Source organism: Fodinibius roseus (assembly GCF_900129315.1).
Lineage (GTDB): Bacteria > Bacteroidota > Rhodothermia > Balneolales > Balneolaceae > Fodinibius > Fodinibius roseus.
Genome location: NZ_FQUS01000018.1, coordinates 23151 through 38032, shown reverse-complemented (window position 1 = coordinate 38032; position 14882 = coordinate 23151). Strand labels below are relative to the sequence as shown.

Below are 14882 nucleotides of genomic sequence, written 5' to 3'. Positions count from 1 at the left end.
CCTTAATCCGTAATGAGTATCAGCTGTTCGCGTCGATCGATATCGACTTCAAGCAAGCGGGATAACGAAGACAGCAGCACGGGCAAATTATCATTTGATACGGTACCTGAAACCAGCATCTCTCCGAGCTCAGACGAAGCAATCCGCACCTCCAGTCCATATATCGTTTCTAAGTCATAGGCAATCTCATGCAGTGGGGTCTCTTCAAACACCAATCGGTCCTCGGTCCACGACGTGTAGAGTTCAGGGTTTATGGCTTGTACGTCAATCCGGTTTTGTTGACTGTCGAACCGGACCATTTCCCCCGGCGTCATGACATGCGAAATGGAGGAAGAGCGGCTGGAGTCGGGCTTTTCAATTTTCACCTTTCCTTCTTCCAGCACCACTTCCGTCTGGTTTTTACGTGTGTTGACATTGAATTTCGTACCCAGAACCCGGACATCCCCATCCCTGGTATGCACCGTAAATTGACGGCGATCTGCTCCGGTTTTGTGTACAATATCAAAATAAGCTTCCCCCTCTAACCATACCTGGAGCTCTTTACCGGTGTGGCGTTGCGGATACCTCAGCCGGGAATCAGCATTTAAAATAATCTTTGAACCATCCGTTAGCTGCAGGGCCCGTTTTTCCCCGAATTCTGTCTCGCTAACCGCCCATTCGATTTTAACTTCCTTTTTATCAGGGTCTGATTGCGGAAGCCCGACATATATACCCCAGCCTGTTACAATGGTCAGCAAAAGGACCGCAGCCACCCGCATCCAATAATGGACATAATTGCTTTTACTATGGGAGAATCGCTCGGTTGGTACCCGGTTAGTCTCATATTGGCTGATGGTTTCCTCCAGTTCAGCCAGCTCGTTTTTAAAGTCAGGCGTGTCAAACGGGTCATAATGAATGGACTGGTGCAGTTTTTGGGCTTCCCGGACCATCACCTCGCGGGCAGGGTCTTCGGCCATCCACTGCTCCCAATGCGCCCGCTCTTTCTCGGTCGCTGAGTGGGATATCCAGCGGATAAACGAATCATCAGCAAGTAAATCCTCGATATTTGAATACTGATCCACTATTTCTTATTTGTAAGTTATCTTTCCGTTTTAATTTTCTTCCACCTTCACCTCTATAGACTTGACCGAACCACGGGTGTACCAGTTTTTTTCTTAAAAAATTAGAAATGAGCGTCATATGAGAGGAGTTTTATTCTGACCCCTCCCTGGTTAAAGATGAGAATACGACTATCCAAATGGCTACAAAATAGTTTTCGAACGCAAGGATATTTCGTTTACGCCAGACCCAGGGGGCTACAAAAGGCAGCATAGGGAAGAATATTAAAAACCCGATAAAGAAGAGATTGGACCAAAGCAACGTTCTGCCGCGGCTTTTCTAAGCTATAGCGAGATAGACTATAGACTACTGCACACCAGCACATATGCCCTAAAAAGTGAAGTGCAGTAAAGCTACTCAGGCGGATTAATGTAGAAAGGGAATACAGAAAACTCTATTGATCAAGTGCAATATCCACTCCCAATTCCTCCCGAATATTGCGGAGTGCCCGGGTCAGGTGATTCCTGACGGTTTGGTAGTTGATCTCCAATACCTCGGATATTTCCCGGTTCGAAAGTCCGTGATCATACCGCAGTAAAAGGATCTCCTTCTGACGGGAGGATAATTCCCGGCAAGCCTTTTTTATTCGTTTATCCAGCTGTTCGCTATGTTCAAGTCCGATAATTTTCTCCTCAATATTCGGGACGGCATCGAACTGGATCTCGATAAATGCATAATTGCGTTCCGATCGTGTCTTCTCCTGGCGTAGTTTCTGCAGTAAAATTCTCCGGAGCGAAGATAAAAGGTAAGCTTTTACGGATTCCGCCTGATCCAGCGATTGCCGGTACTTCCATAGTTTAAAGAAAAGCACCTGTATGGAATCACGAACCAACTCGTTCCGGGCAGAGGTTAGTCGCATGCCATAGTTATATAATCTTTGGTAATATTTTCCAAATAACTCAGATACAGCACGCTTCTCCCCCTTTCGAAGTGCCTGCCATAATTCCCTGTCTTCGTTGTATTTTTCTTCTTGGTTAAAATTTTTTCGCATACATATTTAATCAGACTTTACCCCGTTTTTTATAACATTAACCAAATCGAAATGAAATGCAAATATTTTTTAAAGTCTTTCATATAGCGATAATATTTGTATTACTTATTTTCAACATTTACCACGCAGAAGACTAAAAATTGTAGGATAAATAAGCTCAAATTTGACTCAAGTATTGACAAAAATACTCTCAACTATTCATGTCAAAAGCGTCTCTCGTGTTATTTTAATTAAATGGTAAAGTAATCCAACTAGCAAGAATTCCTTCTACTTTTTTTCATAAATCCAAAAAGACCCATAAAGAATTAGGGATATTTAAGCTGGATTGGTTTTTTTTACTGCCAATCATCATTATAGATATTATAACAAATCCCCCAGAAGTATCCTCTATAAACTCTTGTAAATCTCCATAAACCCACCAGCCACCTTTTGTAGTAAAGGTAGCTTGGCAATCCATACCACATTAATTAGGCGGATCGGTCGGGACCGGGTAATCAGCCAGGGGCTTGGCATCCCACCAAACTCTCGTGGCATTATTGTCCGGACCGTCCAGCAGTCCTACGGCATTTTCTGTGGCCTCCTGATTGTTAGAGTACTCGGCGGGGACAAACATCAGTCGCCTGACTAACTCGGTCTCGGAAACATCCGTGTTTTGGGATTCCCTTACGGCGTACCCACGGGGATAGCCCGTCCTCCTGCGCTCCGTCCAGGCTTCCCAGTCATTCATGGGATAGAGTGCCAGCCATTTCTGGGTGATGATTTGCTCCAGTTTCCGCTCGAACGACCCGCCCGTATCGAAGTCCACGGGGATATCACTGACCGGTGGACTATTATACTGATCGGGATCTCCATTCTTGTCGGTAGGAGCAATGGGTGTATTAGAACTGTTGATATAGTTGTCGATCTCGGTTGCGGTGGCTTCTGTCCGCTCGTTAAGGGAAGCCCGGATCCCCTGATCATATAACGATTCGGCTGTGCCCCCCATATCCCATCCGCGCAATGCGCCTTCTGCGCGCAGAAAATATACTTCGGCCGCTTCCATCAGGCGGTCGGGCTCGTTCGTCCCGCCTTCGGAAATCGGCAGCCATTTATCATCTACATAGGATAGCTCTGAAGCCATTGATAAACTCCGAGTGGATGACTCAAGTCCATTTCGTGCCCCCACATACCGGGTTTCTTCCTGGGGAAATTGTTGCAGCCGTCCGCAGCAGGGCTGCCAGTACTCCTCAAGCCGGGGATCTTCAAACCCCTCCATAATACTTTGCATGGTAGCACTCATGCCGAATTCAGTATGGTAGGTGATACTGCTTAGCTTGTTGATGTTATTTTCCGTAGACATCAGCAAGGCGTTGTTGTCGTTATTCTCAATAACTCCGTCGGCTATGGCTTTTTCGGCTTCCTGCTGGGCCAATCCCGGTTCCACGTAGGCGATGCGAAGGGCCAGCCGCAGCCTCAGTGAATTCGCCCATCTCAGGTACTGGTCCACATTCCCGTTGTATACCAAGTCATTACCGGCAAAGACGGTCTCCCCTGAATGCTGCTCCAGAACATTTCTCACCTCATCCAGAACGGTAAAGAAATCCTTGTATATATCTTCCTGTGCATCATAGGGTACACTCGTTTCGCCATTCCCAAACTCAGAATAGATAATGGGTCCCCAATAATCGGTAATACGATGATAAAGCTGAACTCTCCACAGCTTTGCCACGGCATTGGCCAATGTCATCTCATTTTCAGCAGTATAGTCCTCCACAAATTTCAGCTGGTTGGCTGCCGCGCCCCAGCTGGTATTGGTATAGAATCCCGTAAACGTCGCATCCGACCAGGCTCCCACATCCACCAGGTTTGCCGAGGGAAAGCTGGGATGCAATATAGTGGTATATTGCGTCCAGGCTGCGGCATACAGATTGTGCGAAACCTGGTACCAGGTCATCATCCCGCTGTACTGGGCCTGGGCCAGCGCATTCCCCAACTGGTTGATATCCACATTATCGGTTGTCAATTCATGATCCGGGGTATTCATCTCCGTAAAGTCGCCCGTGCATGAAACGGCTCCCACCATAAGGATTATCAGAAGGGCTATGGCCGGTATCTTCATAATACTCATTTTAATTGTAGTCATTTCAATCCCTCGTCTGTAATTAAATTCTTAATTTCCTTAAAAATCTATGGACAGGCTTGCTCCAAACGTTCGCTGGGTAGGCCGGGTAAAGGCATTATACCCAACCGCCGCGGTCCCCGTACTGGTAAGAATATCCGGATCCCAGTCCCCTTTTCGGTGGATAAAGAATAAGTTTCTACCCGTTACGGAAACCTCAATACTGGATACCGGCAGCGTTTCAATTACGGATAAGGGAAGCATATATCCTATAGTCACCTCTCTCAGGCGGGTATTCGTGGCTTCCTGGGTAAAAGCTTCCCCCACCGGAGTATTACGTCCCCCTACATTTCTCCAAAAGTTCTGGGCTGTTATTTCAATATCATTCGGCGTGCCGTCTTCTTTCACGGCTGTTTCCCCTGCAAACAGGTTATCCCCGAAGACCAGCCCGCCATCCCGTCCTTTAACGGTTTCTTTGGCTATTCCACTGCCATACATGATGGAATTGGTCATCGATACCACATTTCCTCCCTGCCGGTGTTCGATCAGAAAACTGGCCGTAAGATTTTTATAGGAAAAACTGTTGGTAAGTCCACCGGTCCAGTCCGGATTGGCATTCGCCACCTTAACAGTCCGTCCACTGGTGATCTCGGGAAGTCCGTTGGAATCAACAATAACCCGTCCCTGGTCATCCCGCACAAAACCTCTGGAATAAATATTACCGAACTCTTCGCCCTGTTCGACGACAAAATCACGCATATAGCTGTCTCCTCCCACGACTACCCTTGGCCGTTCGTCAGAGATCTCATTGACTATATTTTCATTGGTTGCGTAATTCAGGTCGAGGTCCCAGCTAAAATCACGGCTTTGAACAGGTGTCGTATTCAGAAGCATCTCCATCCCCCTGTTTTCGACATCCCCGCCGTTCGTAAAGAAGGAAGAAGCCCCGGAACCCGTGGGCAGTGCAATGGTAAACAACTGGTTAAAGGTATTTGTTTTATAGTAGGTAACATCCAACCCAAACCGGTCTTCGAAAAGGCGCAGATCCAAACCAAACTCAATGGATTCGGTTTGCTCCGGCTTAAGGTTTTCAGCGGGCAAGACCCCTGAAACCTGAAGAAATCCACTTTGTCCCCCGGGACTAAAATTCGCCGAACGGCTCAGCATATAGGGCGGAGCACTGTTGCCGACCTCTGCATAGGAACCTCTCACCCTCGCAAACGAAACAACATCCGGCAGATCTGCCAGGTCAGAGATTACCGCAGACAAGCCTACCGACGGGTAGAAGTACGACCTGCTTTCCTCAGGAAGCGTTGAGCTCCAGTCGTTGCGCCCCGTAATATCAAGGTAGAGCGCGTCATTCCAACCGACCCGGCCGGAAAAATACAGCGACTGGGTCTCCGTGGGAGCATCAGGGGAAAAACTCGCCCCGGGAAACTGGGTATTACTCAGGGTAAAGAAGTTGGGGACCAGTAACTGCTGCGTCGTATTGGCAGACAGCGAGCCATATTGCTCTCCTATATTCTTTTGCACGGATCCCCCCACATTCAGATCGACATTCCACTGGTCGGTTAAATCATTTTCATAGGTAAATAAGAAATCGGCATTAAAGAATCTCGAATCGTTCTTATTAACGGCGTATTGCCCCTGACTGAAGGCTGAACCGTATGAATCATAATAGACCTTCTGTTCCTGGGAATTATGGGAGACGTCAAAAGAGGAGCGGGTCAGCAAGCTTAAGTTCTCCGTGAAGTTGATGGTCAGTGATCCCATCCCCAGCACCCGCTCGGAATCCTGGAGCCTTAACTGCCGGTACATCGTCCAATACGGATTCTTGCCGGTCGTTGAACCGGGATTCCAAAAGTGCTGATGATTGATACCGTTCTCGGCGACATATTCATATTGCTGATACTGCTCATGGGAAATATTCCGGGGCAGGATGTAAATATTCCTGAAGGGATTAAAATTATCGCCATCTCCGGTGCTCAAAGGGTTTTTTCTATCCTGGTTCATATAATCGATTTTGGCATCCAGCGAAAGCCAGTCCGTCAGATCACTATTCACCCTCAAGGCCGCATTATTCCTTCCGAGACTATTGTTGGGTACCATGCCCGATGCATCCGTTCTCGTAAATGAAAAAGAGGTCGTTGTATTCTCCGAGCCGATACTGGCATTAATACTCGTTGAAACATTGATTGCCGTCTCAAAAAAGTCTGTAATATTATCCGGCTGGGGTTCAAACGCATACTGCTGCCCGGCAAGCTCGGGATCCGGCGACCAGTGATCGACCATGCGGCCATCCAGTGGAGGTCCCCACGACTCCTCAGAGGAAGGATCGTAATTTCCGGAAACCCCTTGTCCATACTGATTCTGAACAGAGATACTGTGTATAGGCTGACCAAACTGAACGGTATTGTCCAATCCAACCTGAATTTGATTCCGTGCTCCCCGCTTTGTTTCAATAATTATAGCCCCGTTCTGGGCGTCGCTCCCATAAAGCGCGGCAGCATTCGGGCCTTTCATAACGTTAATGGACGCAATATTATCGGGACTGATTTCATTATAACTTCCCTGGATAGGCACCCCGTCCACGACGTACAAAGGCTCATTATTTCCACTGATAGAACGATTTCCCCGTAACACGACCCGGGAATCCGAACCCACTCCGGCGCCTCCTTCACTTATCGATAAGCCGGCAACCTTCCCCTGCAGAGAGTTCATTACATTCAGTTCCCGTGCCTCGGTCAGTGATTCGGTGTCCACGCCCTCCGTACTATATGACAAGGACCTTGTTTCCCGCTGCACTCCAAACGCTGTCACAACGACATCTTCACCCATGATGGCCTGAGGTTGCAACACAATTTCCAGGGTTGTTCGTCCCCCTATGGGCACGTCTTTCGTTTGAAAACCGATAAAAGACACTTCCAATGTGTCATTCAGGGATGATACCTCCAGGCTGAAAGCACCTTCACTATCTGTAGAAGTACCGGTCTGGGGGTCCCCTTTTACCGTAATATTAACGCCCGGCATCACTTCATTTTCAGAAGCATCCAGTACCGTCCCGGAAACGGTTTGTGCCTGAAGATCCACATGTGCTCCGAAAGTGAGAAACAGTACCAAAAAAGAAAAGCTTGCCAGTCGTTTTTTTTGTATAATCCATTCCACATTTTCCCTTATTATTTAAGTTAATATATTTAATTTTACCTAAATTTATTAAGTAAAATTAAAATGCCCTTATACTAATTTCCCTTTAACAAACATTAATAAAAGTATGGTATTGTAAAAAGTCAACCCTGAATCCGGTAACGAATCATTCAAAAGGTGATTATCCTGCGGCTGTCCATTCAGCATGTATTATTCGATTTCGTACTCATCTTTCTCGTCCCAATTATTTCGTAATACAATAAGATCCATCCCCCGCCCCTTCTATCTTCCCTTTCATTCTACGACCGGGACCAGAATTATATATGCTCCGCAAAAAAAATTCTTACGATCAACATAGCATTGCAATTACTCATAATCAATCAGCCCGTAATTCACGTGAGTTTGCATCCCACCGAATTTTTCCGGCGGCATTTCATCGGCGGCACATACCGTAAATTTCCCTCTGCAGGACGCCGGGAACAGCCGTATTTCATTTCATGGACGCCCCAAGCCTCATACCCCCTCATTTTAAGGTAACGCTTTGTCCCGCATACTCCTCGTCCGGCAACTCGATCTCAATCACCGAATGACCTTCCTCCTCATTCCAGGTTACTTTGGCCCGCTCACTTTCCCCGGCTTCGAACCGGGCTGTCACCTGCAGGCGCAGGGAATCCTGCTGCCGGCCGGGATCAGATACCGTCATCTCTTCAACGCGGCCTCCGGAGGTTTTAACCATGACCATGCCGGGGTGGTCGACGGACAGCCTGACGCCCTCGGCTATTCGGATTTCTCCCGCTTCGTAAAATACCACTTGGGTGATATTAAGTCGGCCGTGCCGCACCGCTTGAATCCGGGGGGTATTAGCTAAAATATCAATGGCGGAACTTCTCCTATACTCTTCCACCTCAGCGGCTTTGATCCCGGGAACCACGATATACGCATAGCCGGCCTGCCGCGGAGCAATCCCGTGATCGAGCCAAAGCGTAAACACATCTTTACGCACCTCGCCTGACTTCTTCGCCCAAATCTGGTTGTTAATGTCATACCATAAGCCGCTTCGACGGCTGTTTTCGAGATACACTTCCGCCGGCTCCGGAAAGAGATAGGCCGTTTTGTCATGATGGACCCACTTTATTTCCTCCAGAGCATGGGCACCCCGGCGATGTACCTCACCACCCTTGCCATCCCCTGAGCCTGAAACAACCTGCCCCCTTAACAGGCTCTGGTTCAGCGTCGTAGCAACCGGATATTCCGAATCAGAAGTAATACCTGCGCCCAGGCTGACAAATTCCTCATCAAAAAAGTACCAGGATTTACGAGCCGAAAGCGGATCGATGGGACTCTCAAAGTCAAAGGCCGCAGCTCCATACAGTCCGTCGGTTACGCCGCCCACGAAGTCTGTCAGCCCCGCCTGCTGCACTTCCCCGGGATCCGGCAGCGAGGGTTTCTGGAGTACTGTGGTCCCCGGTATCTTCTGCCAGTCCCACACCGGAAAAATATGAGTATACTCATCGCCCGTTCGGGTGAAAAAGGTGTAGCCATCGCCCAGGTGATGGTTTTTCAATCCTTCCCCGTTATAGGGGACTTCCATATTGTGGTTGCGCGAGGAATACATGCGTACGGAGGCAAAATAATCGGGACGCTGGTGGCTGTAATACTCCGTATGCCAGAAAAAGCGGCTGCTCCGCAACCCGGGCTCCTGCTCCCCCCTGCGGATCCGGGCAATCGTTTCCAGCTCGTCTCCCCTGTAGGAGGTCACCCGCAGCAATTTTTCAGGCACTTCCGCGCTATAGGGAGTGAGCGCTCCCCTCCGGGTAACGCCCCTGTTTTTAGCACCCGGGTCGGGATAGCGCCCATAGGCCATCGTCTTGCAAATGCCGTCGAGGTAAAAATCAACCATAAGCTCGATGGCCCTGTCCGGGAACCGGAAGGAGGTGCCGCTCACCTTCTCCGCCCAGTCCACAAAATAACCGGCAAACCCTTGTCCGTACGTCAAGGTGGAAGTCACCCTGTCATGGCGGTGATGAAAACTAAAGTCGGTCTGAAGTCCCCGCATATCCGTGCTGTCTCCCCTTTCAACGGCAAAACCAATTTCACCGGCAATAGCCTCCAGCGCTTCGTCAAGCATCTCGCGGTCTCTTTTAAATATACCGTGCTTGCCCATGATGCCGGCAATCTTAATAAGATCTCCCCCGGGCCGGGCCCCCCAGGCCTCCAGGTTGGCCCGTCCGACGATAGGATCCGCTTTTCGCTTCTGTTCTTCGGTGAGCTCCTCATCCATGATCAGCAAAAGGTTTCCGATCCGCTCCGGGGTGCCGATCTGATTCCACCACCAGTTTTCACAGATAAAATCATGTTTCAGCCAGAAATCAAGAGAAGAATGGACAGCTTCTCTGACTTCCGGGTCACCGTAAAAAGCCGATCCCGGTTTTTTATATGCCCTGCCCAGTTCAACCATATTGCTCAGATGACGGCTGTGTTCGAAGGCTGTCCTGGAAGTATCTTCATAATTGATATCCGGCCAGCTTCCGTCCCCCCGGATAGAAGCGACCAGATCCCGGATCTCCCCTTCATTTATCTGCTGTTCCAGAAGCTCACCGGTGAAGCGATCCCTAAGCAGCTCCATATCAGAGGCTTGCTGCCGGGCCGGACCCTGGGAAAAGACCGGTTGTGAAGCAACGAAAAGATACAACACTGATAGTATGAATCCTGCTAATAATGACTGCTTTCCTGCACCTGTTATCTCTATCATATTTAAAGCCCGTTTAATGCTGTTAGCTCGATTTTTTTCACCTGTAAATTTGTTCTTCGGCAAGACGAAGGAAAAATGGGAAACGTTTGCAACATATTACACGCTGTTATAATCTTTTGGCCTCAATAATCGATAGTAAATCTATCTGTATCATGGGCTTGCAACAATACACCATATATTCCTGAGAAAATACGGGGTAGCAGTTCATCTTATAGTACAACATCATACAGTCAAGGGACAATTTTCTCCAGCCTCGCGTCTCCGCTGTTAGCAAAAGGGACAACGATCTCCCAGCTCCCCCGGCCGGGGACAGAAACGCTGATTTCAATGCCCTCCCTATCCCGGGACAGAATCTCGGTCTCCAACTCAGGATCGGCTTCTTTGGAGGGATACAAGAGCCATATAAAAGTATCGTCAGACTCCACCCGGCTGCGGTAGACCGTGGCAGTACCGGGTTCATAGTTGTTGTACTCCCTGCTGTACCAGCCCTGGACTTCAGGTTCATCCCGGCCTTTAATAAGTTCTATATTCCCGTTGGTTTTACCGACTGGTATTATCTGCAGATTTCCGCGGGGATGGTCGGATGACACAACGCCTTGTTCCTTTTCCCGAACTGATATCTCCGGGTGCCAGTGCCACAGCGTTTCAATGGTGCGGGGACGATCGGTTGTTATCTGATCTGCGACGACCCAGAATGCTCCTCTCACATAAAAGAGCGACCGGCGGTGCTCTGCTTTCCCATCCAGCTCAGGGAAACGGCCAAATGATGCAGATGCGTAATCAAAGTCGCCTGCTATTTTTACCTTGTCGTTTGCAATCGGCTCGGTCGCCCGTTCCGGACCGGCCCCCTGCCCCTTCCCGTCGATGAGAACGAGGTTATGGCTCGCACTGCTTTTGGCATAGTCCCGGAACCTCTCTGCCACCCTCCCGCGGTAGGCAAACCTCCCGGCATCCACCAGCATATCGCGTCCGAATGCTGCAATAGAAAGATGCAGCTTGTCGTTATGCTGATGGCCGATCCCCCAGGGACCCATATCAAAAAATGACCAGTGAGCCCCCGTTTCGTAGCCGTCCCGGGAGACCAGGTGTCCCGCCCAGGGAAAGAGAAAGGAGGGTCCCCCCTCGGGCCTTGTACCCATTTGACCGTTTGAAGCGATATACTCCCAGTCTCCGCGCCGGTAGCGCGAAGCGGCCTCTTTAATTAGCTCGCGGTTATCATCCAGGTCCGAATCATTATTGAGAAGTCCGTGTCCGTCGGGACGCATCGTCGCAGCCAGATAATGCCACATGTCCACCAGCGTCTCAAGGTAAAAATCAGGCAGGCTTATATTGGCTGACTCACATATCTCCATAAACTGGCTAAAGTTTCTGAGGGCTACCTGGTGGTAATGCGAGGTAAGCTCGGCCTGAACCCCGTCGGGGTAGACCTGCTCCTTCATGCTGGCCACCATCGTGTCAATGGAATACGCAAGCCAGTCTGATGACTTCCCGAATTCGGGCCAATAAGCAGCTATAGTAGCCAGTCCCGAAATTTCCATAGTCAGCCAGTTTCCCTGCGCATGAAAATTCCGAAGATAATGAGCGTGCTCAGGCAAGCTGCTCAGGATAAGCAGCTGCGTAGCCGGGGAAAGATACCCGGTATCTATTAAATTAAAGAAGGCCGGCATCCAGTTTCTGACCCTCCCCGTCACTTCGAGCCCCCTCCACATGGCCGTTGAACTTTTGACTTCGGGATAAGGCCAGCTGCTGATAATCCAGTCCTTGATGTAGTGATCGATGTAGCGGGCATAGCGAGGGTTTCCGCTGTCCTGCCAGGCTTCCAGCAGCGTACCGACCGTGCTGTGCCGGTTGTGAAGCCAGGCATACTCCATATCATCGGCGGGACCGGTATGTCCCCATTCCAGATGTCCCTCTTCCGAGCGGGGGACCCGGTCGGATACCCCCTGGATCGTAATAATGTCGTTAACGATGGAATCTGCCGCGGGAACGGTCCTGTCCGAAACCGGCGCCGCTTCCACGGACATCCTCTCCTTTGCCGTTGAACTCTCGTAGTATGCCAGCAACTCCTTGGCAGCCTTTGGGATATTCCCGCTTTCATAGGCGTGCTTTACCTTCTTCAATCCCTCCCTTTCCAGGTCCAGATGATCGAACACCAGTAGTATTCTCCCGGGATATAAAGCATGCAGGTCTTCCACCGACGTCATCTCCTGCCACGAGATGGAATCCCCCGCAGCAGCCGTTGCTTCTGCGGTTCCGCTACCACCGTCAATGGATTGGGCTATTCCCAGCCCCCATCCACATACCGTGGAGATCAAAAAAACTAAAAAACATATTCCATTATGCTTTCTACACGGCATCTCGTAGTTAATCATAAACGAAGTGAAATTTAGTGAATCAAGTATTGCTTCTGATCACTCTCATCCGTCAGACCACAAAATCAGCCGCCCGGCACCGGAACTTCGAAAGACCAGCTGATCTGATAGCGTATTCAATACTTTTGAGAGGAGTGTTGAAAACCACGGATTTTGTTCCATTTCAAGGTCAGATGGAGGTTCCCGTTGCAGTAAATAATCTATAGATGGATTTCAACTGTGTGAGTATTTCGACCATCCGGTAACACCGGCATCGCCAATAAAAACAATGTTGGAAAGTCCTGTTTGCTTCACTGCGAAGCCCCCCAAAGCCGAACCCGGATCTCCCCTTCCGGCCCATCAAAGTACCAGGCCGGTATCCTGATCTCTACCCGCTTCAGGTTATCGATCTGCCGGTCAAGCTCCAGCGGAGGCGGATCCAGGGAAACCACCGAGACCTTCAGTCCCTCCGGGGACAGGATCTCAAGGTTCAGTTCCTTGTCCTCCTGCCGCAAAATTGCTCCCCGGCCGGTAGGGACCACCTCGGCGGTGGTCATCAGCTGCCAGGTCACCAGCTCCGTTGAATCGGCGAGAGTCAGCTGGTCCTCGATCAAAAGCGACCGGTTATTTTCTTTTACAAACGTCCGACGGGCCTCCTCCAGCTGTCCCCCGAACACCTTACTCATTTCAAAGGACGCTCTCGGGGTCGCGCCCTCGTCAAAACCGGCGAGCGAGGCAAATCCATCTACGTTATGCAGGGCTTCGTTAACAGTCAGCGTGCTGTGCCCGTAATTGTTCTTGGTCAGCAGCGTCCACCGCTCGCACTCCTGGCAGCTGCCCCACAGGTTGAATCCCGTTTTTTCCAGGGCGTGGTAGCTTTGGTTGCCGGGATCCACGACCCAGCGCACCCCATCCAGCTCAAATACAAAGGACCCCGCATCCATATTCCCGTGATTGACGGTCCCGCGGCCGCCTTTGCCCCCGAAGAAGTACTCTCGCGGGTCATCCACTCCCCCTCTGAAAATGACAATGGGATTGGCGCCCTCCCCCTTCCAGGCCCGGGGAAGTTCTTTCTCATTTCCCCCGTTAAACTGGGCCAGCCAGACCAGCCCGGCCCCGGCGTGGCGGGTCAATTCCCCCATTTCCCGCGGGTCCCGCAGGAATCGCTCCCGCTCAAAATAGATCTCATTTCCGGTTTGGGCGGCGAACCAGGCCAGCGTCAGGTTGCCGTTCGCGCTGCGCCGGTCCCCGGAGTCGGCAAAATTAAAATACATTCCCGAGGGGGCGGTGCTGAGCAGCAGGAAATCGGCGCTTTCCATGAAGCCCGGGACCCCGGACAGTCCGAAGTCGGTGCCGAAGGCACTCTCCAGCATCGAGGCGGTCAGCACTGAAAAGCCGGTGCCGTAGCCCCAGTAGGTCGGTCCTTCCGGGTATACCCCGTCGGGACCGTATTCCTTGAGGGCATGAGGCATGCCATCCAGGGCCCGGCTGATCGTTCGGGCCGCCAGCTCGGGCGCCTCCCCGGCAACGACGATTGCAGCCGCAATCATCCCCCCGTGGCACACCTGGTTCCAGTTGTTGTCGCCGGTAATCCACCAGCCGGTGACCTCCTCATTATAGCTCGGTTTGATCCCCTTTTCGATCAATGCCGTTTTGGCCTGCGCAACGGTCGACGCCGGCAGGTCATCGCCCACCCAATCGATGGCCAGCGCCACCGCCAGGGACATCTCGGCCACGTCTAAAAAGTGCGAGGGATTCCAGTCGCTGAAGCTGATCACCGACTGCAGCTCCTCGTTGATGCGCTCCAGCACCGCCGGGTCTTCCTCCATCCGGTAGACCATCCCCAGCACATTCATCCTGTAGAGCATCTCCCGGGAGGTGCCCAGCAGCCGTCGCCCCACCATCTCCCGCTCCAGCAGGGGCTGGGAACGGATCTGCCCGGCATTCAGCTTCAGGGCCTGGTACATGTTCCCGACCACCGGGTTGGACTGCAATTTCTCCCGGAGCAGGGACTCCCTGTCTTCATTCAGGATGAGCCGAGGGGTGGCCGGGTTCAGGTTCGCCTGCAGGTACTCCTGCGTCATCGGGTTCTCCAGCCGATAGGCCTCGTCAACTGCATGGGGCTGGGCGGAACCGTCATTACACGATCCTGCCCACAAGCAAAGTATAAACAAGACGGTGAGCGGCAAGGAAAAGCCGGAAGCAGTTCGTAGTTTCATCTCGATAATATTTATATTCGATTTGCTGTTATTCTTAAACAAAACCTTTGATTTCCCGGGCCAATGAATATGCGAGAAAATGAATACCCCTTAAAGTCTCCCAGCTGCAAATCAATCACGTTTCTTTACCCCGATTTTAGACGCCGCTGGGTACCAATCCCGGAAATAGTTGGTTCCCGGGACTGATTTAAGACGGCCCACCAAGCCTGTTGGATAATGCTATAACCTA

General features: G+C 50.7%; 8 protein-coding genes. All 8 read right to left on the bottom strand.

Features of this window, described 5'->3' with window-relative positions; translation table 11 throughout:
• Positions 1 to 2 precede the first annotated feature (2 nt).
• A complete protein-coding gene (locus BUB16_RS15330; RefSeq protein ID WP_073066419.1) occupies positions 3 to 1061 on the bottom strand; it encodes a FecR family protein in 1059 nt (352 codons plus the stop codon).
• Between the two features lie 431 nt (positions 1062 to 1492).
• The gene (locus BUB16_RS15325) at positions 1493 to 2089 is read right to left on the bottom strand and encodes an RNA polymerase sigma factor (RefSeq protein WP_073066416.1); all 597 of its coding nucleotides are present in this window, start codon (positions 2087 to 2089) and stop codon (positions 1493 to 1495) included.
• 277 nt (positions 2090 to 2366) lie between these two features.
• On the bottom strand, positions 2367 to 2546 hold the full coding sequence (locus BUB16_RS21255; protein ID WP_139240334.1) for a hypothetical protein: 180 nt from the start codon (positions 2544 to 2546) through the stop codon (positions 2367 to 2369).
• A 6-nt stretch (positions 2547 to 2552) separates the two neighbouring features.
• Positions 2553 to 4211 (bottom strand): SusD/RagB family nutrient-binding outer membrane lipoprotein, encoded by a 1659-nt coding sequence (locus BUB16_RS15320; RefSeq protein WP_084088337.1) that lies wholly within the window; start codon positions 4209 to 4211, stop codon positions 2553 to 2555.
• Between the two features lie 36 nt (positions 4212 to 4247).
• Positions 4248 to 7352: a SusC/RagA family TonB-linked outer membrane protein gene (locus BUB16_RS15315; RefSeq protein WP_211483204.1), complete on the bottom strand. Its 3105-nt coding sequence runs from the start codon at positions 7350 to 7352 to the stop codon at positions 4248 to 4250.
• Between the two features lie 502 nt (positions 7353 to 7854).
• Positions 7855 to 10083 (bottom strand): polysaccharide lyase family 8 super-sandwich domain-containing protein, encoded by a 2229-nt coding sequence (locus BUB16_RS15310; protein ID WP_073066410.1) that lies wholly within the window; start codon positions 10081 to 10083, stop codon positions 7855 to 7857.
• A 230-nt stretch (positions 10084 to 10313) separates the two neighbouring features.
• On the bottom strand, positions 10314 to 12398 hold the full coding sequence (locus BUB16_RS15305; RefSeq protein ID WP_211483203.1) for an alginate lyase family protein: 2085 nt from the start codon (positions 12396 to 12398) through the stop codon (positions 10314 to 10316).
• A 347-nt stretch (positions 12399 to 12745) separates the two neighbouring features.
• The gene (locus BUB16_RS15300) at positions 12746 to 14653 is read right to left on the bottom strand and encodes a heparinase II/III domain-containing protein (protein WP_084088343.1); all 1908 of its coding nucleotides are present in this window, start codon (positions 14651 to 14653) and stop codon (positions 12746 to 12748) included.
• Between the last annotated feature and the right edge of the window lie 229 nt (positions 14654 to 14882).

What these genes read in the sequence shown, in the direction of transcription:
- BUB16_RS15325 (WP_073066416.1), bottom strand. Translation starts at nt 2,089, where the DNA reads ATGCGAAAAAATTTTAACCAAGAAGAAAAATACAACGAAGACAGGGAA.
- BUB16_RS15320 (WP_084088337.1), bottom strand. Translation starts at nt 4,211, where the DNA reads ATGACTACAATTAAAATGAGTATTATGAAGATACCGGCCATAGCCCTT.
- BUB16_RS21255 (WP_139240334.1), bottom strand. Translation starts at nt 2,546, where the DNA reads ATGGATTGCCAAGCTACCTTTACTACAAAAGGTGGCTGGTGGGTTTAT.
- BUB16_RS15310 (WP_073066410.1), bottom strand. Translation starts at nt 10,083, where the DNA reads ATGATAGAGATAACAGGTGCAGGAAAGCAGTCATTATTAGCAGGATTC.
- BUB16_RS15300 (WP_084088343.1), bottom strand. Translation starts at nt 14,653, where the DNA reads ATGAAACTACGAACTGCTTCCGGCTTTTCCTTGCCGCTCACCGTCTTG.